The organism is Serratia ureilytica (genome assembly GCF_017309605.1).
Taxonomy (GTDB): domain Bacteria; phylum Pseudomonadota; class Gammaproteobacteria; order Enterobacterales; family Enterobacteriaceae; genus Serratia; species Serratia ureilytica.
Genome location: NZ_CP071320.1, coordinates 4051526 through 4070043, shown reverse-complemented (window position 1 = coordinate 4070043; position 18518 = coordinate 4051526). Strand labels below are relative to the sequence as shown.

The window sequence follows — 18518 nt, the reverse complement described above, 5'->3', positions numbered from 1 at the left end:
TGCACCGGGTTACCTTTTGATGTTAAAGGGTCTGTGCGTCGATGGTAACGAAATGTTACATCGGAGGAAAGCGCGTGCGCGCAATTTAGGCAAAACGCCAGGCTCAACTCACTTATTAAGCTATTGGTTTAGTGGGGTATGCGCCTGACGGCAGGGGAGGCCGTGAGCGTCGTAAGGTATGAAGTTAACAGGCGGTAGATTCCGAGGCCGGTAGCTTATTAAGCGATGACGCGGGTTGCGCCGCAGCCCTCGCTGCGGCGCCTGGGATCAGTTCAATTTGGCCTTGACGAAATCGCTGCCGTTCACGTCCACCACGTAGCCGCTCAGGTTGCTGCGGGTGGCGTAGAACACTTTGCCGGTGGCCAGCGGCAGCCACGGCACCTGTTTGGCGAAGATCACCTGCGCCTGTTGGTACAGCTTGGCGCGCGCCTGCGGCTGGTTCTCCTGGATCGCCTGCTGGATCAGCCGGTCGTAATCCTTATCGCACCAGCGCGCCACGTTGGCGCCGCTCTGCACCCCGGCGCAGCCGAGCAGGGTGGCGAAGTTGTCCGGATCGCCGTTGTCCGATACCCAGCCGTACAGCGCGCTCTGCTGCTCGCCTTTGCGCAGCCCGGCCAGATACTGGCCCCACTCCCAGGTGACGATCTTGGCCTTCACGCCCACCTTCGCCCAGTCGCTCTGGATCATCTCGGCGATGCGCTTCGAGTTCGGGTTGTAAGGGCGCTGTACCGGCATCGACCAGATGTCGGTCTCAAAACCCTGCTCCAGCCCGGCCTGCTTCAGCAGCTCGCGCGCCTTCTGCGGATCGTAGGCGTACTCCGGCAGTTTATCGTTGTAGCCCAGCATGCCCGGCGGCAGCAGCGAATTGGCCGGTGTGCCGCTGTCTTTGAACACCGCGGCGACGATCGCTTTCTTGTCCACCGCGTAGCTCAGCGCCTGACGCACCAGCAGGTTGTCGAACGGTTTTTTCTGGGTGTTGAACGCCAGATAGCCGACGTTCAGCCCGGTAATGTCGTGCAACTGCAGGTTGCCGTCGGCCTTGATGGCGGCGAACTGTTCCGGCAGCGGCGCGGGGATGATCTGGCATTCGTTGGTTTTCAGCTTGGCCAGCCGGGTTTGCGGATCCGGCGTAATCGAGAAGATGAGGTGCTTGCTGGCCACTTCGCCCTGCCAGTAGTGCGGGTTGGCGATGTAGCGGATCAGCGAATCCTGCTTGTACTGCTGCAGCGCAAACGGCCCGGTGCCGATCGGCCAGTTGTCGACGTATTCCGGCGTGCCCTTTTTCAGCATCGCGTCGGCGTACTCGGCGGACAGGATCGAGGCGAAATCCATCGCCCAGTCGGCGACGAAGGCGGCGTTGGGCTGGCTCAGCGTGAAGCGCACGTGGTGTTCGTCCACCGCTTCCACCTTGGTGATCAGCTTATCCAGACCCATGTCGGTGAAGTATTCATAGTTGCCGCCGGAGACCTTGTGATACGGGTTGGCGGGATCCTTCTGCCGCATCACGGTGAACACCACGTCTTCGGCGTTAAAGTCGCGCGTTGGGGTGAAGTATTTGTTGCTGTTGAATTTCACGCCCTGGCGCAGGGTAAAGGTGTAGGTCTTGCCGTCCGGGCTGACGCTCCACTCGGTGGCCAGCGACGGGGCGGGCGTTTTATCGCTTTCGCGCAGCGTCACCAAGCGGTTGTACAGCACCTGCGAGGTGGCGATAAAGGTTGGCCCGGAGCTGGAGAGCTGCGGGTTGAACGATTCCGGCGAGGCGACGGTGCAGTACACCAGCGCATCGGAAGCGGCCAGCGCGCTGCCCGCCGACAACAGGCCGCAGCCGGCCAGCACCAATCCGGCGATAGGGTGTTTTAAAAACGTCAAGGCAAGATCCTCAGGTGGAGTGGGCCGTTACCGGCGAATTGATTTAACTATAGATAACGGATGGCGAGACGGGGAACAAGCGTCTCACCTGCGCATTCTGTGCGCCGCGCGTTGCTTGCCAAACCGCTTTACTGGGTCTCGCGCTTGCGGTCGGCATCATAGCGCTCGCGAGCGGCGTCCAGCTCGGGGAAATGGTATTCCGCCCAGCGGTCCAGCGCCGTCAGCGTCTCGACCAGCGAGCAGGCGACGGCGCTGAGCCGATATTCCACATGTGCCTGATTTTTTTTCACTTAAATCCAGCCGCTCGAGCAGCCCGTTGCGTTCCAACTGGCGCAGCGTTTGCGTCAGCACCTTCTGCGAAATGCCGTCGATGCGGCGCAGCAGTTCGCCGTTGCGCATTGGCCGCTGCGCCAGCGCAGGCAGGATCAACATCACCCACTTGCCGGAAATCAGCGCCAGCGCATCGCGCGCGGAGCACTTGCTCGAATAGACGTCGCCGGGATAAGCCATTGGGGGTTACCTTCAGGTGCGTAATTGCCAAGGGTGCGATAAAGCCACAGCATAGCAGCACCACCTTACAACGGGAGAAACAGGATGAACGTGCTGATTGTGCTGGCTCACCCCGAGCCGCATTCCTTCAATGCCCATTTGGCCGAACAGGCGCGGCAGGCCTGCCTGGCGCAGGGGCATCAGGTGAAGACGGTCGATTTGTATCAGGAGGGATTTGATCCGCGCGAGAGCGCCGGCCATTACCCCAGCAGAAAGCAGGCGGACAGATTTGATGCGATGCAGGAGCAGCGCCATCACTGGACGACTCAGGCGCTGCCGGCGGAGATCCGGCGGCATATCGAGCTGCTGCACTGGGCGGATACGCTGGTGTTGCAGTTTCCTTTCTGGTGGTTCGGCGCGCCGGCCATCATCAAAGGCTGGATGGATCGGGTGTTCGTTTACGGCGGGATCTACGACAGCCGCCACCGCCATGAGAACGGCGTAATGCGCGGCAAACGGGCGCTGCTGACCGTCACCGCCGGCGCTTCCGCACAGGCCTGCGCGCCGAACGGGCGTGACGGCGATATGCGGCTGATGCTGTGGCCCATCATGCATGCGTTGCACTATATCGGTTTTAGCGTGCTGGAGCCGTTCCTGGTCTATGGCGTGCGCGGCGGGTTGGCGGGCGAGGCTCTGCAGGCGCAAAACGCCGCGTTGGCGCAGGTGACGCAGGCGTACCGGGACGGTTTGAACGCGTTTTCCGCCTGGCCGGCTGTGCCGTTCAATCGCAATGAAGATTTTGACGCCGATCTGGCGCTGAAGCCCGGCGCGCCGGTGTACAGTCCGTTCGTGCGGCATTGCGATCCGGATTAGAATCCGGCCTTCAGCAGTTCCTCGCGCAAATCGTCGATAATCGCCGGTTCGATGTCGGGGAACTGCTGCTGAATATCGGCGATGGCTTCGGCCACGCTCGGGCCGGCGAAGGTGCCGGAGAAGGGCAGCAGCGGCAGGTTCGCGTCGCTGTCCGGCAGTTCGCCGCGGATGGTGCCGGTGATCATGCCCGCTTTTTTTTCCGCCGTGAGGTCGTACTCCCCCACGCTTTTGTCGATCGGTTTCATTGGCCGCCTCGCTGTCGGTGAGTGTTTATCCTGTCTGTTAAAGCATAGTGTTTCAGGCAATGAATACCAATCAATGTATATAATATTAATATAAAACAAGGCGATGCGCGTTTTGTTGTTTGACGTTCGCCGGGAGCTGGCGCTATGCTCTTGGCGCTAAAGGAACCTTCCTCACTGACAGGGACAGACGACATGAAAAGACTGAAAAGCGCGGCGCTGTTGTTGCCGCTGTTGGCGCTCAGCGCCTGCACCCATCACCTCAGCAGCGCCGAGCTGCATGCCAAGCACTACATTTATCAAACCCGCGACGATTTCGATCCGCAATTCCGCACCGATGTGAACGGCAGTATTAAGAACGCCGTGCCGATGTTCGAACAGTTCTACCAGCTGGGGAAAAAGGATCGCGCGGCAGGCGTGGCGCGCAGCGAGGCGCAGAAAAAGGCTGACTATCTGGCCAGCCCGGAATTCCAGCAGAACATGGAACACAAAACCATTTTCATCAACCGCACTTACAGCGGCTCCGACAACCCTAAACGCCGCCAGGTGTTCTCGCAGGAAGCTGTGGGCGCGTACTGGGACGGTTACGAAGGGCGCTGAACATAATCCCTCACAAATATACCCGTCATACTTGAAGCTGCATCTGTGTTGACTGCGAGCGCTCACCCCAGTCACTTACTTGAGTAAGCTCCTGGGGACTCCCGCTCTTGCCGCCGTGATGCAACTCCAATTATTTAGGGTATAGAAGGTAATAAAAACTGGTCTTCTGGCGGTTATTTGATTATAAAAACCGCCGCTAAGGACGATGTTCATAGATGAAACCAGGAGTGTTTATGTTGGCAAAAGTTAAGCGTTCGTTCGCCGCCGCCGTCGTATTGATGTTGGCGCTGCCCGCGGTTCAGGCCGCGGATTACCGCGCGGGCGAGCAATACACCCGGCTGGATAAGCCGGTGGCCGCCGCGCCGGCGGTGGTGGAATTTTTCTCCTTCTACTGCGGCCCCTGCTATCAGTTCGCCGAAACCTACCGCGTAGGCAGTACCGTTGCTCAGGCGCTGCCCGCCGGTGAGAAAGTCACCAAGTATCATGTCAGCCTGATGGGCAAACTGGGCAATGAGCTGACCGAAGCCTGGGCGGTGGCGACGGTGCTGGGCGTGGAAGACAAGATTGAAGGGGCGATGTTCGACTCGGTGCAGAAACAGCGCGCCGTCAACGGCGCCGAAGATATTCAGCGGGTGTTCACGGCGGCCGGCATCGATGCCGCTACCTATGAAAACGCGCGTCACAGCCTGCTGGTCAAAGGATTGATCGCCAAGCAGAACGAAGCGGTGAAAGCGTTTGACGTGCGCGGCACCCCATCGTTCTACGTGGCAGGCAAATACAAGATAGACAATGCCGGCATGGCCGCCACCAGTGTTGAAGGCTACGCCAAAGAGTACGCGGCGGTGGTGCGTTACCTGTTGGACAAACAGCCTTAAGGTGGTTCTCCCTTCGGCACCCAGATGATCTGTGATCGCGGTGCCAAATCCCCCGCTCGCCATTGATTGTGTGTTAACGGGTTGTTATGGTGATTTTCTGTTCAACGGCGCAGCGCCGCCGGCGTTTGAAGGGAGAGATCATGACGGCATTGGCAACGCTCCGCGACGCCGGCTTCGAAGAGTGGCTGGGCAAAATCAACACCGCCTGCGGCAGGTTCTGCGCGAAAACGCTGGGGCCGGGTTTCAGCGGGGCGATGCAGGAGTTCCGCGCCCATGCGCTGCGTCTGAGCGTGGTCGACGTGGCCCAGGCCCGGCTGTATCGCACGCCGCGTGAAATCGCCCGCAGCGACGGCGCGCACTTTTTCACCGTCTTCCAGCTGCGCGGCAGCGCGTTGATGGAGCAGGGCGATCGCCAAACGATGCTCTCTCCCGGCGACATGACGCTGATCGACGCCTCACAGCCCAGCAGCTTCACCTTCCAGCGCGATTCGCGCCAAATCTCTTTGCTACTGCCGCGCGGCTGCCTGCCGCTGCCGCCGCCCTGCGCGCAGCGTCTGGGGGCGGAGCTGAGCGCGGTGCGCCTTAGCCGCCAGCTGGTGCTGAGCAGCATGCAGGATCCTCAGCTCGCCGCGGCGGAAAGCGAGGCGGTGCTGAATGCGCTGGCGGCGCTGCTGCGCCCGGCTCTGGCGCTCGAACAGGCGCGGCCGGAAGGGCAGCACCCGGTCTTTGACAAGGCGCTGGCGCTGATCGACAGGCATATTCAGTCGGCGCAGCTGCGTCCTGAGTGGGTAGCGGCCGAGCTGGGGGTATCGTTACGCAGCCTGTATCGGCTGTTCGCCCGTCAGGGGCTGGTGGTGGCGCAGTACATCAGGAACCGCAGGCTGGATCTGTGCGCGCAGGCGCTGCGCAGCGCCGCCGGGCAGGAAAAGCTGGCCGGCATTGGTCTTGACTGGGGCTTCGCCGATCACAGCCATTTCTCGACCGCTTTCAAGCAGCGTTTCGGCATGTCGCCGAGCGAGTACCGTCGGCAGTATCAGTAAATCAGGGCGCGGGCCAGGCCCGCGCCGCTGCACTCAATAGCGGATGCAGACCGATTTCGACTCGGTGTAGGCATCCAGCCAATCCGGACCGAAATCACGGCCGCTGCCCGACTGTTTGAACCCGCCGAACGGCATGTTCGGGTCGATCAACGTATGGGTGTTGACCCACACGGTGCCGGCCTGAATGCGCGGCGTAAACGCCATCGCCTTTTGCAAGCTGGTGGTCCACAGGCTGGCGGTCAGCCCGAAGTCGGTGTCGTTGGCTTTGCTCAGCGCCTCTTCGGCGCTCGCCACCCGGATCAGGTTGACCACCGGGCCGAACACTTCCTCGCGCGTCAGGTTCAGCCGGTCATCTGGGTTGATCACCAGCGTCGGCGGAATGTAGAAGCCGTTGGCGTCCGGTCCGGCCGCGCCGCCGATAAGCTCGGCGTTTTTCGCCCGGGCGTCGTCCAGGTAGGCCGCCACCTTGTTGCGGTGCGCGAGCGACACCAGTGGGTTGATTTGCGCCCCGGTATCCATCCCCGGCCCGACCGACAGCGATTTCACCGCCTGTTCGAATCCGGCCACCAACCGATCGTAAATCGGCGCTTCGATATAAATTCGCGAGCTGGCGGCACACACCTGCCCCTGGTTGAGGAAGCTGCCGAGCATCAGGCCTTCGATCACCTGCTGTGGATCGGCATCTTTCAGCACGATGGCCGGGTTTTTGCCGCCCAGCTCCAGCGTCACGCGGGTCAGGCGATCCGCCGCCGCGCGCGCGATGCTTTTGCCCACCGGCGTGGAGCCGGTAAAGCTGACTTTGGCGATCAGCGGATGTTCGGTCAGCGCTTTGCCGCACACGGTGCCGCGGCCGGTGATCACGTTGAACACGCCCGGCGGCACGCCGGCTTCGCTCGCCAGCTCGGCGATGCGCAGCAGGGTGAGCGGGGTGGTTTCCGACGGCTTGATGACGATGGAGCAGCCCGCCGCCAGCGCCGGCATCACTTTCCACATGCCGATCATCAGCGGGAAGTTCCAGGGCACGATGCCGGCGACCACGCCGAGCGGCTCTTTACGGGTATAAACCTGATATTTGGCGCCCGGCGGCATCGGAATGGACACGTCCAGCGTCTGGCCGGTGATTTTTGTCGCCAGCCCGGCGGTGTAACGCATCCAGTTCAGGGTGCTGCCGACTTCGAAAGCGCGGGCGATGTTGATGGATTTGCCCTGCTCCAGGGTTTCGAGCTGCGCCAGCTCTTCGGCGTGCTGTTCCACCAGATCGGCGAAGCGCAGCAGGATGCGTTCGCGCTCGACCGGCAGACGCTGCGCCCAGACGCCTTCGCTGAAGGCTTTGTGGGCGGACTGCACCGCCAGCGCGACGTCGTGTTCGTTGGCGTCGGCGGTGGTGGCGATCTGCTGCCCATTGGCGGGGTTATACACCGCCAGGCGGCCTTCCGCAGCGGACGCGCGCCACTGGCCGTCGATATACAGCCCATGCTGACGATCGAGAAAACGCGACACGCTATCCAGCACGGCTACGGTATTGTCAGACATACATCCTCCGATCAGGCTCATCAGGTTATCGTTAACCCTGAGAGTCTAGATCAGCGGTAAAGCGGCGGCTTTGCTCTGCCTGACATTCGATTTGTCCTGCGTGTCATTTTGCCGTGACGGAACAGTAAACCGCGGCCGGCGGGCGCCGGCCGGGAAGGATTACGAACTCAGGGTTGCCAGACGGGTGGCGAAACCGAGGAACAGCAGGCCGATCAGGCCATTGCCGAGCTTCGCCAGGCCTTTCTTGTGGTTGAAGAAATGCGCCAGCATCGCGCCGGAGAAGATCAGCGTGCTCATGTAGATAAAGCTGACGGCTTCGAGGATCAGCGCCAGAATGGTGAACGACAGCCCGGTGTGCGCGTAGTTGAAATCGATGAACTGCACGAAGAACGACACGTAAAACAGAATAGCTTTCGGGTTGGTCAGGCTCAGCGTCAGCGATTTGCGCAGAATGCTGTTGCCGCCCTCAATCTGTTGCTGTTGCGCCTGCGCCTTCTGCACGAAGGTGGCGTAGAGGATTTTTGCGCCAAGGAACAGCAGGTAAATCGCGCCGAGAAAACGCACCAGAGTAAACAGGAACGGCGTGGTGCGGATCAGCGAAGCCACGCCGATATAGGCGCAAAAGATCAGGATCGCATCGCCGATAAACACGCCCAGCGCCGCGGTATAGCCGGCGCGCACGCCGCGCGATATGCCGGTTTTCAGCACGTACAGCGTATTCGGCCCCGGCAGAATGATGATGAAGACCACCCCGGCCAAATAGGTCCATAAATTCAGGACGCCAAAACTCTCTAACACAATAACCTCTCCATGCGCGCAACTAACAGGCAGAAACACTGGCCACGCCCGTGGCCGGCCGCGATCCTAACGCCGTGCAACCGGGTTGGCAACGTAATAAACTTCATGTTGTTGGTGAAAAATTGTCGAAAGATTGTTGAAAACGTCGGCGACGAATTAAAAAGCAAGAGTCGGCGTGTTTCGCCAACGGCCCGTCACTATGCTGGTTAACATCGAAACCGCAGTGAGGAACGGATGATGAAAAACGTAATCGACAGCGCCGATCCGCGCTGGCTGGCGATTGTCAGCCGCGACAAGCACGCCGACGGCCGCTTTATCTACGCGGTGAAAACCACCGGCGTGTATTGCTCGCCTTCCTGCCCGTCACGCCAACCGAATCGGCAAAACGTGGAGCTGTTTGACGACGCGGAGCAGGCGGAGGCGGCGGGCTATCGGCCCTGCAAACGCTGCCGGCAGGGGCTGACGCCGCTGACGGAACAGCATGCGCGGCAGATAGCTGAGGCCTGCCGCTATATCGAGCAGGCGGAAAAAGCGCCGTCGCTGCAGACGCTGGCGCGCCACGTCGGGTTGAGCCAATACCATTTCCACCGGCTGTTCAAAGCGATCACCGGCCTGACGCCGAAAGGCTACGCCGACGCGCAGCGCAGCCAACGCTTACGCGCCGGTCTTACGCAGCGGGAAACGGTGACCGACGCGATCTTCGACGCCGGTTATGGCGCCAACGGCCGCTTCTACCAGCAGGCCAACGCCGCGTTGGGCATGACGCCGAAGGCCTATCGGGCGGGCGGCAAAGGCATGCGCATCCATTTCGCCGTCGGGCGCTGTTCGCTGGGCGAGATCCTGGCGGCCCAGAGCGAGGTGGGCATCTGCGCCATTCTGCTGGGGGACGATGCGCAGCAGCTGGTGCAGGATCTGCAGGACAAATTCCCCAACGCCGAGCTGATCGGCGGCGACGCGCAGTATGAAGCGCTGATGGCGCAGGTGGTGGGCCTGATTGAAGCGCCGGAGAACGGGTTGGCGCTGCCGCTGGATATTCGCGGCACCGCGTTTCAACAGCGGGTCTGGCGGGCGCTGCAGGCGATACCGGTCGGCGAAACCGTCAGCTATGCCGATATCGCTCGGCGCATTGGGGCGCCCAAAGCGGTGCGCGCGGTAGCCGGCGCCTGCGCCGCCAACATGCTGGCGGTGGCGATCCCCTGCCACCGGGTGGTGCGCAACGACGGCACGCTGTCCGGCTACCGCTGGGGCGTCGATCGCAAGAAAGCGTTGCTGGAAAAAGAGGCGCAGCGATGAGCGGCGCACTGGCGACCCGGCTGGCCGAATTGGACTGGGCGGCAATTGAACGTGAACTCGATGCGCAGGGCTGCGCGCGTCTGCCGGGCGTGCTCAGTCAAGACCTGTGCCGCGAGCTTTCGGCGCTTTACCCGCAGGATGCGCATTTTCGCAGCCGCATCGTGATGGCGAAGCACGGTTTTGGCCGCGGCGAGTACCGCTATTTCGCCTATCCGCTGCCGCCGCCGGTGGCCGAAGCGCGCAGCCTGATGTATGCGCGGCTGGCGCCGGTGGCCAACCGTTGGAACGCCTTGTTGGGGCTGGCGGCGTGCTATCCCGCCGCACATGAAACCTACCTGGCGGAATGCCACCGGGCCGGCCAGCGGCGGCCGACGCCGCTGCTGTTGCGCTACGAAACGGGGGATTACAACTGTCTGCATCAGGACCTGTACGGCGAGCGGGTGTTTCCGCTGCAGGTGGCGTTTCTGCTCTCCGCCCCCGAGCAGGACTTCACCGGCGGCGAGTTCGTGCTGACCGAACAGCGGCCGCGGATGCAGAGCCGGGCGGAGGTGGTACCGCTGCAACAGGGCGACGCGGTGGTGTTCGCCGTGCATCACCGGCCGGTGGCGGGAATGAAAGGCTACTATCGGGTCAATCTGCGCCACGGCGTCAGCCGAATACGCGCCGGCCAACGCCACTCGCTGGGGATTATCTTTCACGACGCGCTATAGCTTGCGCGCCAGCAGGGTGGCGAAGCGCAGCGAGATGCGGTTGCCGGCGGCGTCGGTTTTGTGCAGTTGGCCGACGTCTTCGTTGTATTTGAGGATCTCCCAGTCGCGATAATAATGCTTCAGCTCACCCGGGCTGAAGGTGAACGGGAACGGCAGCGGGCAGGGATAATCCTCGGTATCCATCGCCGCCACGATCAGGTTATGGCCGCCGCGCACGGTGCTGTCCTGCATGTCTTGCACGATATGCGGGATCTGCTGCCGTTCGAGGAACATCAAGACCACGGTGGACAGGATAAAGTCGTATTCGCCGCTGAAGCGGTGGGTGTTGAGATCCTGCACCCCGGCGCTCAGGCGGGTTAATTGCTCGGCGTCGACGATCTGGTTGAGGCGGGCTATCGACGGCGCATGCTTGTCCCAGGCGGTGACATCGAAACCTTTCAGATTGAGGTAGAGCGAATTGCGCCCGCCGCCGCAGCCCAGATCCAGCGCCTTGCCCGGCGCGATGCGCGCCGCCGCCTCAACCACTTCGGAGTGAGTGCGCGTCAGTTCGTATTTCTTGTGGTAGTAATCTTCCGGCGTGCAGTAAAACGCCAGCCGGCAGGTCATGTCGTCCGAAAAGGAAACGATGCGATGCCACTGTTGGGGGGCGATAAACGGCGGCTGGCTTTCAGGGCTAAACTGCCAGGTCTCGGTGGTGGCGCCGTCTTCGGTCATCATGGCGAACGTCAGGCTGCCGCTCAGCACGGTGAGCTTCGCCCAGGTGCCGCTCTGGGTGTTGTGGCGCTGACGAAAGGCTTCCGGCAGCGTTTCGCTGTTCCATTCCGGCAGGGTTTTATAGCAAAGCAACTGCTGCTCCATAGGGGGCTCCTCTGGCTGGGCAAGCAAAGTGATTTATATGATGTATATAAAATACATCTTTATCGATCGTTTGAACATAGCAGCCTGAAGGAAAGGCGCGGGGAGATCTTTATACTGGATTGTGCGCGGCGGCTGGGCTAATTTCAGTGCTGTTCATGTCATCACGTTCAGGGAAAAGATGCCGATACGCCGTTTATGCCACCCGAAGCCCCTCCGTTTGCTGAGCCTGGCCGCGCTGCTGGCGCTGGCGGGCTGTACCAGCAAAACCACCACCACCTCGCCGGCGGCGCGCCCCGCCGACGTCAAAGCGCGACTGATGACGCTGATCCCGGCCAATGCCGGCGATCGTCAGGGTTGGGCCACCGATATCACCGCCGCGTTCGCCACGCAGGGCATCGAGCCGAGCGATGAGAACCTGTGCTCGGTGCTGGCGGTCACTGAACAGGAGTCGACGTTCCAGGCTAACCCGCAGGTGCCGGGGCTGCCGAAGATCGCCTGGAAGGAGATCGACCGCCGCGCCGATCAGATGCATATCCCGAACTTTTTGGTGCATACCGCGTTGAAGATCTCGTCGTCGAACGGCCAGAGCTACAGCGAGCGCCTGGATAAGGTGCGCACCGAAAAGGATCTGAGCGATATCTTCGATGACATGATCGACCGCGTGCCGATGGGGCAGAAGCTGTTCGGCCATTTGAACCCGGTTCATACCGGTGGCCCGATGCAGGTGAGCGTCGCCTTCGCTGAGGCGCATGCCAAAGGGTATCCTTATCCGGTTGACGGTTCGATTCGGCGCGAAGTCTTCAGCCGACGCGGCGGCATGTACTTCGGCATTATGCATTTGCTGGGGTACCCGGCCGACTATAGCCGGCCAATTTACCGCTTCGCCGACTTCAACGCCGGCTGGTACGCCAGCCGCAACGCGGCGTTCCAAAACGCGGTCAGCCGGGCGAGCGCCATTCCGCTGGCGCTGGACGGCGATCTGATCGACTTTGGCAGCGACAAGCCCGGCTCCACCGAGCTGGCGGTGCGCACGCTCGGCAAGCGCCTGAACATGAGCGACAGCGCCATTCGCCGGGCGCTGGAGAAAGGCGACACGGCCGACTTTGCCGATACCGACCTGTATAAGAAGGTCTATGCGCTGGCGGGCGGCAAGCTGCCGCGCGAGATGCTGCCGGGCATCCAACTGGAAAGCCCGAAAATCACCCGTAAGTTGACTACCGCCTGGTTCGCCAAGCGGGTGGATGAACGCCGCCAGCGCTGCATGGCGCGCGCCGGCGGTTAACCCTAAAGAAAACGCCGCCGGTGGCCTGAGTCACCGGCGGCGCGATCGCGCATCAGGCGCTGCGGCGCGGGTTGGTCAGGCCGAAGTTAAAGCTGTTGCAACGGTTGCAGAACTCTTTCATCACCGGCGGCGTGTCCATCATCGGCACTTTCACCTCGATAAACGCCAGCCTATCCTGCCGCGAGGCGTGTTCCAGGGCCATTTCCAGCTGTTGCGTGGTTTCCACCGCCACGCTGAACGGCTGCGATCGAGTATTCAGCACCGCCGGCAGTTTGGCGTAGTCCCACGGGCTGATGTCGTTGTAGGACGAGCTTTCGCCGAGGATATAGCGTTCGATGGTGTAGCCGTCGTTATTGATCAGGAAGATGATCGGCTTTTGCTCGCAGCGCAGCAGGGTGGACACTTCCTGCGCGGTCAACTGGAAAGAGCCGTCGCCGATGAACAGCAGGTGGCGGCGTTCAGGGGCCGCCATCAGAGTGCCGAGCAGCGCCGGCAGGGTATAGCCGATTGAGCCCCAAATCGGTTGGTTGACCACCTTGACGCCGTCCGGCATGCGCATGCCGCCGATGGCCGCGCCGGAGGTGCCGTTTTCCACCACCACCACGTCATCCGCCCGGATGAAGCGTTGGATGCGCCGCCACAGATAGGCCTGGTCGATAGGCGCGTCGCTCGGCGTCGCCAGCTTCTCATGTGGGCTGGCCAACGGCGCCAGGGGCTGCGCCGGCGCGTCTTCGCTCAGATCCAACAGCGCCTGCAGCAGATCCGCCGTCGACACCGCCGGGTAGGAGGTGTTGTCCAGCTTCATTGAGAACGGTTGGATGTCCACCTGAGCGGCGGCGGGAATGTGCTGGGAGAAATAGCCGGTGGTGGAATCCACCAAACGCACGCCGAAGCTCAGCACGCAGTCCGAGTGGGCCATGTGTTCATACAGTTCGGGGCGCGACAGATTGCCGCTGTAGCCGCCCATCCAACCGGCGGTGTTTTCCGGGATAATGCATTTGGCGGTGGGCATATTGGTCAGCGGAATGGCGAAGCGGTGAGCGACCGCGATGACCAACTGCTGCAACTGGTAGCGATCCACCATTTGATCGACCAACATGATTGGGCGCTGTGCGCGTTTGATTTTGGTTAACAGCGCCATCGCCGCTAATTGCACATTGTATTTATCGCTGGCCGGTAATTGCGGTGCCATCGCCGCCGCGGCGATTTCAATTTCCACATCGCAAATATCCGACGGCAGCTGTAAATACACCGGTTTCTTCTCTATCCAGGCGCGGGAAATAACGCGTGGGATTTCTTGTGCGGCATTTTCCGGCGTAATCAAGGCTTGCGCAACGGTGAATTGTTTAAAGCAGTTCATGACGTTGTCGAAATTGCCATCGCCCAGGGTATGGTGCAAGAGCTGGTGATTTTTCATCGCATGCAGCGGCGGCGTGCCGGCGATGCAGATAACCGGCGAAGATTCGGCATAGGCCCCGGCGATGCCTGACAGCGCGGCCAGATCGCCGACGCCGTAGGTGACGATCAGCGCGCCGGCGCCTTTCATGCGGGCGTAACCGTCGGCGGCGTAGGAGGCGTTCAATTCATTGCAGTTGCCGACAAACGCCAGCCGCTCGTCGTTTTCCAGCAGCTCCAGCAGGCTGAGGTTATAGTCACCAGGCACGCCGTAAATACGATCGACGTTCAGGGCGTGAAGCTGTTGCAGAATGAATGACCCGATAGTTATTTTCATTGATTGCTCCGGATTATTTATCTTTATTTTGTCAGGCGAAAATCAGCAAAAATAAATTGCTGGCGATGTTGTGTCGTTAGCATTAACAGTTATTTAAAGTGTCGGCTTGTTCAAGACAGGCGTGGCAGCCGTTGAATAGGCGGTTTGTATTCGGCGCTTTACGCGATTGAATGATGTATAAATAGTGTGGTTATTATGCAGGAGGACGGTGCGGTATTTTTCCCTGGCGGTATATCGACAGAAAAATGGCGGCGTATTGGCATTTATCATGATGCAGAGCGAATCATCCGGTACTTTTGACGCCGCGTTAAATCCCATCGGGTGGCGTAACGCTACTTTGCTGGTAAATAAAGGCAGAAGCCGGCGCAAAGGGGCATTTTGGTGATCCACCGCACGCTTATTTCATGAAACCATCGCGCAACCAATCAAAAACAAAAAATTAACAATGTCGCTTTTTTATTCGCGTCGTGTTGTCAGTTTTATTTTACGGGGCTGCAATGCGCGCCGCCTCGGGCCGGCGTAAACAAGCGTCGTTACGGGCGCTAATATAACGTGGCGACCATCACATTCCTTGGGGCCGATACGTAAACTTTTCTCTACGTGCGCCTGGATGGCGTATACCTACCAAAGGGCCTGCGTCCCAGCGGGGCTCGTCTGAGGGGGAAATAGCCATGAAAAGCTATCGACGTGTGCTGGTGCTGATCCACGACGAGCGTGATGGGTTGCCGTTGCTGCGCCAAACGGCGGCGATGGTGCATGGGCTGCCTGTCGCCATCACCGTCGGCCACCTGAACGCCGACTATGCCGAGCTGGAGTACGGCAGCGATGCGTTAATCAAGGATCGCCAGGCGCAGGAGGTGATCGCCGCCAAGGCGATGCTGAGCCGGCTGGTGCGCGCCGTCGATGCGCCGGTGGCGGTGAAGCAGATCGTTACCATTCGCCGCTTTAAGGACGTGAGCGATTTTATTCACCAGGCCGGCATCGATTTGGTGGTGGTCGGGCACCAAAACCGCCTGTTTGGCCTTTATTCCTCGTATTCTCTGGCGTTCGTGAACCGCCTCGATGTCGATGTGTTGGTCAAGCACCTGGCCCGCGAGTAGCGAACGACAAAGCGGACTTTTCCCACGGTTTTGCCGTCCGAAAGGCGCTAACATGCAGATGTCGGTGCAACCCGTTATAAACCAATGCGAATTTTCCGATGCTAAGCTTAACCAAGGCGAAACGGGCGTTGGATAAATTGGATACAGCTTGATCTTGCCTGGGCTATCGGTAAAAATCTTCGGCCGTATTTTTACAGGAGCTTTACCATGTTTCTCAAACGGACTCTGTTGGCATGTTCTCTGGCGTTGATATTTCCTGCACTGCCTTCTTACGCTGAGGTTAGTACAGAAAGTGGCAATACCGCGCAGGCCGAAAAACCGGGTCTATGGCAGCGCTTTACCCATAACGTGTCGGAGACCTGGAACAATTCGCCGAACCACGATCTCTATATTCCGGCCATCACCTGGCATAACCGTTGGACTTACGATGACGAACATATCGATAAGTACAACGAGCGCCCGTGGGGCGCCGGTTACGGCATCTCCCGCTACGACAGCGACGGTGACTGGCACGGCATCTACATCATGGCGTTCAAGGATTCCTTCAACAAGTGGGAGCCGATCGGCGGCTACGCCTACGAGAAGATCTGGCGTCCGTTGGATGACAAGGATTTCCGCCTGGGGCTGGGTTTCACCGCCAGCGTCACCGCGCGCGATAACTGGAAATATATCCCTATCCCGGCGCCGCTGCCGCTGGCTTCTATCGGCTATCAGCGGCTGACGTTCCAGGCGACCTACATTCCCGGCACCTATAACAACGGCAACGTGTTCTTCGCCTGGCTGCGCTGGCAGTTCTAAACTTCCTGAATTCCGAAAAACGGCGCGGCGGCGAGATAAAAGGAACTTGTCGCCGCAGGCGGCGTCGGAGAGGTATCCCGGCGCGCTGCGCCGATTGCATGCCGTTCTTACAGGAGTTTTATCACTATGATTACCAAACATCGTTTACTGCTGGCTTTGGCGCTGTCCGCGACCCTGGCCAGCGGCGCCACCCAGGCCGCCGGTCTGATGGATTCTCTCAGCAGCGCGGCGGGCGAACTGAGCAAGTCTGGCGGCGAAAGCGGCGGCGGCATGTCGCTCTCCTCGTTGACCGGCCTGCTGAACGGCGGCGACAAGGCGTTAAGCTCCAGCAGCATGACCAACGCCGCCGGCATCCTGCAGTACTGTGTGAAAAACAACGTGCTGTCGGCTAACGGCGCCGAAGGAGTGAAAGATCAGTTGCTCAGCAAACTGGGCATCACCAGCACCGAAAACGCCAAGAGCCAGGATTATCAGCAGGGTCTGGGCGGCTTGCTGCAGACCGGTGAAGGTAAGAGCCTGGATCTCAACAGCCTGGGCACCTCGCAGATCACCGAGAAGGTGAAACAAAAAGCCTGCGATCTGGTGCTGAAACAGGGCAAATCCTTTATTTCATGATCAACCCACGGCGGAGCGTTCCGCCGTGGGTATTTTGCATAAGCTGGAAAAATGAAAAAAACGTTGATGCTTTCCCTGCTGGCAGGGATGACGATGTTGCAGGGGTGTTCCGTGAAATCCAACGATGCGCCGCCACCGCCGCAGGTGAAACCGATCGGCATGGCGAACCCGGCCGACGTGTATTGCACCAAAATTGGCGGTAAGCTGAACGCCAAAGAAAACGCGGCGGGCCAGTATTCGACCTGTACGCTGCCGAATGGGCAGGAAATTGAAAGTTGGGAGCTGTTCCGCCGCGATCATCCGGTGAAAAAGTAACCTTTTGCGGCGCCGGTGACTCTGCCCGGCGCCCGATCAGAATTGCCGATCGCCTATCGGCTGCAGCTGCAGGCTGCCGTCCTTTTGCAGCGATAACGGTATGCGCCAATCGCTCCGTTTATCCAGGTTGAACGGCCTGGAGCGGAACATGCAGCCGGTCTTGATGTTCTTGATTTTCATCACGTGTTCCGCATCCGCATTCATTTTAACCTCGAAGCTGCCGGCGGCCGGAATAAAGACTTCCGCCAGCTGCTGCGGCGCGGCGGGCGTTTCCATTTTGACCAACACTGCGAAATCGTTGCCTTGATTGTCCAGCGTCAGCCGATGCAGGCCGGTTGCGGGCAGGCCGGTCGGCTGATGCAGATAGCCGGCTGACGCGGGCCAGGGTTGCCCGGCATTATCGTGCAGCGGCCCGCCGCATTGCTCACGTGCTTCGCGCTGCGGCATTTCGCGCTTGATGGCGCGGTTGTAATCGGTGGGGGCGGCGAGGCTGAATTCGTCGTCATACTGGTGGGTGAGCAGATAGCGCTTGACGCCGAGCACCCCGAGGGCGACCAGCATGAAGAACAGAAATACCCTCAGGCGATTTTTAAAAATCAGCCCAAACAGCTTCCCGGGTAATTGAAACAGCCACCTTGCGATCGTCAATAACATCGTTTTCCCTTTACGCCCAAGCCGTTACGTCTGCGGTAACTTCGCTTGCCTCAGTATAGCCAAAGCGTTGCCACCGGGCGGCATGCGCCATGAAATTCCTGTTTTTTTATCCTAAACCTTCTTCCAACAGCAACAGCAGCAGGAAGCCGGCAAAGAACATCGCGGCGGCGAACGGGGTTTCCTTTCCGCCTTCATGCGCTTCGACCAGCAGCTCTTCGGTCACCAGGTAGAGCAGGGCGATCAGGCCAAAGGCCAGAAAGGCGGTCAGCCAAAATGCGCCCAGCATGGCCACCGGCGCCCCCAGCAGGCCGCCGATGGGCAACAGCAGCGCCAGGCCAACTATCGCCGCCATGACGCGCAGCCGCCTGCCGAGAAAGTCTTGCAAATCGCCGACGATCGACAATCCCAGGAACAGCACTTCCAGCGTTAACGCCAGCGTCAACAGCAGGCCGGCTTTGGCGCCGGCCGCGAAGGCAATGCCCAGCACCAGCCCATCGATAAAGATATCGACGCCGACCGCGGCGATAAAACCGACCGGCCCCTGCGCTTTTTCGCCCAGCCGCCGAACCAGCAACATTAACAGCACCCCCACAGCGCCGCCCAGCAACACCGCCAAAGGCGACTGCTGTTTGAGATCGGGCAAGATTTCGGTGGCGGCGGCGGCGAACACGATGCCGGCGGTAAAGTGATGGATGACGCGCATCGCGGCGTCGCCGGGGCGGCGATAGAGCGCCACCGCTGCGCCGACGACGGTGGCTGCGGCGGGAAACAGCGTATAAAGCACGGCGGAGGTCATCGCGTCATAATCCCTTATCTGTGATGTCACTTTCAGTCTAGACGAG

General features: G+C 60.4%; 21 protein-coding genes. 12 read left to right on the top strand and 9 right to left on the bottom strand.

The genetic code is table 11. From position 1 onward, the window contains the following. Window positions 1-267 precede the first annotated feature (267 nt). Both J0X03_RS19250 and J0X03_RS24225 read right to left on the bottom strand, forming a co-directional pair. Window positions 268-1869 carry an ABC transporter substrate-binding protein gene (locus tag J0X03_RS19250; RefSeq protein ID WP_160204004.1) on the bottom strand — a complete coding sequence of 534 codons (1602 nt, stop codon included), beginning with the start codon at window positions 1867-1869 and terminating at the stop codon, window positions 268-270. A gap of 156 nt (window positions 1870-2025) precedes the next feature. Continuing rightward, window positions 2026-2268, bottom strand: coding sequence for a winged helix-turn-helix transcriptional regulator (locus J0X03_RS24225; protein ID WP_230358660.1), 243 nt, complete (start codon window positions 2266-2268; stop codon window positions 2026-2028). On the opposite strand from J0X03_RS24225, the gene J0X03_RS24220 reads away from it, so the two are divergent. Together J0X03_RS24220 and J0X03_RS19240 are read left to right on the top strand one after the other, a co-directional pair. Next, window positions 2186-2359, top strand: a complete 174-nt coding sequence (locus tag J0X03_RS24220) for a hypothetical protein (RefSeq protein ID WP_230358661.1) — start codon at window positions 2186-2188, stop codon at window positions 2357-2359. The genes J0X03_RS24225 and J0X03_RS24220 overlap by 83 nt on opposite strands. A 104-nt stretch (window positions 2360-2463) precedes the next feature. Then, window positions 2464-3231, top strand: a complete 768-nt coding sequence (locus tag J0X03_RS19240; RefSeq protein ID WP_072628318.1) for an NAD(P)H-dependent oxidoreductase — start codon at window positions 2464-2466, stop codon at window positions 3229-3231. Here the strand turns inward: J0X03_RS19240 and J0X03_RS19235 are convergent. Further along, the gene (locus tag J0X03_RS19235; protein WP_004940639.1) at window positions 3228-3476 is read right to left on the bottom strand and encodes a hypothetical protein; all 249 of its coding nucleotides are present in this window, start codon (window positions 3474-3476) and stop codon (window positions 3228-3230) included. The genes J0X03_RS19240 and J0X03_RS19235 overlap by 4 nt on opposite strands. Before the next feature lie 192 nt (window positions 3477-3668). Here J0X03_RS19235 and J0X03_RS19230 point away from each other — a divergent pair, with 192 nt between their 5' ends. From J0X03_RS19230 to feaR, 3 genes are all read left to right on the top strand, one after another. Next, window positions 3669-4073 (top strand): Exc2 family lipoprotein, encoded by a 405-nt coding sequence (locus J0X03_RS19230; RefSeq protein ID WP_033651039.1) that lies wholly within the window; start codon window positions 3669-3671, stop codon window positions 4071-4073. A gap of 233 nt (window positions 4074-4306) precedes the next feature. Then, window positions 4307-4948 (top strand): DsbA family protein, encoded by a 642-nt coding sequence (locus J0X03_RS19225; RefSeq protein WP_160204005.1) that lies wholly within the window; start codon window positions 4307-4309, stop codon window positions 4946-4948. Window positions 4949-5088: 140 nt separating this feature from the next. Further along, window positions 5089-5988: a transcriptional regulator FeaR gene (gene feaR / locus J0X03_RS19220; protein WP_033644202.1), complete on the top strand. Its 900-nt coding sequence runs from the start codon at window positions 5089-5091 to the stop codon at window positions 5986-5988. Window positions 5989-6021: 33 nt separating this feature from the next. On the opposite strand, the gene J0X03_RS19215 is transcribed toward feaR, so the two are convergent. Continuing rightward, window positions 6022-7521 (bottom strand): aldehyde dehydrogenase family protein, encoded by a 1500-nt coding sequence (locus tag J0X03_RS19215; protein ID WP_160204006.1) that lies wholly within the window; start codon window positions 7519-7521, stop codon window positions 6022-6024. A 159-nt stretch (window positions 7522-7680) separates the two neighbouring features. Next, on the bottom strand, window positions 7681-8319 hold the full coding sequence (gene leuE / locus J0X03_RS19210) for a leucine efflux protein LeuE (protein WP_033641999.1): 639 nt from the start codon (window positions 8317-8319) through the stop codon (window positions 7681-7683). Window positions 8320-8556: 237 nt separating this feature from the next. On the opposite strand from leuE, the gene ada reads away from it, so the two are divergent. Together ada and J0X03_RS19200 are read left to right on the top strand one after the other, a co-directional pair. Then, window positions 8557-9612 (top strand): bifunctional DNA-binding transcriptional regulator/O6-methylguanine-DNA methyltransferase Ada, encoded by a 1056-nt coding sequence (gene ada, locus J0X03_RS19205; RefSeq protein WP_042783753.1) that lies wholly within the window; start codon window positions 8557-8559, stop codon window positions 9610-9612. After that, window positions 9609-10322 (top strand): 2OG-Fe(II) oxygenase, encoded by a 714-nt coding sequence (locus J0X03_RS19200; protein ID WP_160204007.1) that lies wholly within the window; start codon window positions 9609-9611, stop codon window positions 10320-10322. The genes ada and J0X03_RS19200 overlap by 4 nt, the downstream gene beginning before the upstream one ends. On the opposite strand, the gene tehB is transcribed toward J0X03_RS19200, so the two are convergent. Continuing rightward, complete coding sequence (tehB, locus tag J0X03_RS19195; protein ID WP_033642002.1) at window positions 10317-11180, bottom strand: SAM-dependent methyltransferase TehB; 864 nt, start codon at window positions 11178-11180, stop codon at window positions 10317-10319. The genes J0X03_RS19200 and tehB overlap by 6 nt on opposite strands. A gap of 178 nt (window positions 11181-11358) precedes the next feature. On the opposite strand from tehB, the gene J0X03_RS19190 reads away from it, so the two are divergent. Then, entirely contained in the window at window positions 11359-12462 is a 1104-nt protein-coding gene (locus tag J0X03_RS19190; protein WP_160204008.1) for a DUF1615 domain-containing protein, read from the top strand. Between the two features lie 52 nt (window positions 12463-12514). Here J0X03_RS19190 and J0X03_RS19185 read toward each other — a convergent pair whose 3' ends face one another. Then, window positions 12515-14194, bottom strand: coding sequence for an alpha-keto acid decarboxylase family protein (locus J0X03_RS19185; protein WP_160204009.1), 1680 nt, complete (start codon window positions 14192-14194; stop codon window positions 12515-12517). Window positions 14195-14865: 671 nt separating this feature from the next. Here J0X03_RS19185 and J0X03_RS19180 point away from each other — a divergent pair. The 4 genes from J0X03_RS19180 to J0X03_RS19165 all read left to right on the top strand — a co-directional run bounded on the left by J0X03_RS19180 (window position 14866) and on the right by J0X03_RS19165 (window position 17022). Further along, window positions 14866-15294: an adenine nucleotide alpha hydrolase family protein gene (locus J0X03_RS19180; RefSeq protein WP_033642006.1), complete on the top strand. Its 429-nt coding sequence runs from the start codon at window positions 14866-14868 to the stop codon at window positions 15292-15294. Window positions 15295-15501: 207 nt separating this feature from the next. Then, on the top strand, window positions 15502-16092 hold the full coding sequence (pagP, locus tag J0X03_RS19175) for a lipid IV(A) palmitoyltransferase PagP (protein ID WP_033642007.1): 591 nt from the start codon (window positions 15502-15504) through the stop codon (window positions 16090-16092). 126 nt (window positions 16093-16218) lie between these two features. Beyond that, window positions 16219-16707, top strand: coding sequence for a YjjA family protein (locus J0X03_RS19170; RefSeq protein ID WP_033642008.1), 489 nt, complete (start codon window positions 16219-16221; stop codon window positions 16705-16707). A gap of 51 nt (window positions 16708-16758) precedes the next feature. Next, a complete protein-coding gene (locus J0X03_RS19165) occupies window positions 16759-17022 on the top strand; it encodes a putative hemolysin (protein WP_019454261.1) in 264 nt (87 codons plus the stop codon). Window positions 17023-17058: 36 nt separating this feature from the next. On the opposite strand, the gene J0X03_RS19160 is transcribed toward J0X03_RS19165, so the two are convergent. Together J0X03_RS19160 and J0X03_RS19155 are read right to left on the bottom strand one after the other, a co-directional pair. Continuing rightward, a complete protein-coding gene (locus J0X03_RS19160) occupies window positions 17059-17676 on the bottom strand; it encodes a hypothetical protein (RefSeq protein WP_046688326.1) in 618 nt (205 codons plus the stop codon). Between the two features lie 106 nt (window positions 17677-17782). Next, the gene (locus J0X03_RS19155) at window positions 17783-18472 is read right to left on the bottom strand and encodes a ZIP family metal transporter (RefSeq protein ID WP_033651048.1); all 690 of its coding nucleotides are present in this window, start codon (window positions 18470-18472) and stop codon (window positions 17783-17785) included. Window positions 18473-18518 lie beyond the last annotated feature (46 nt).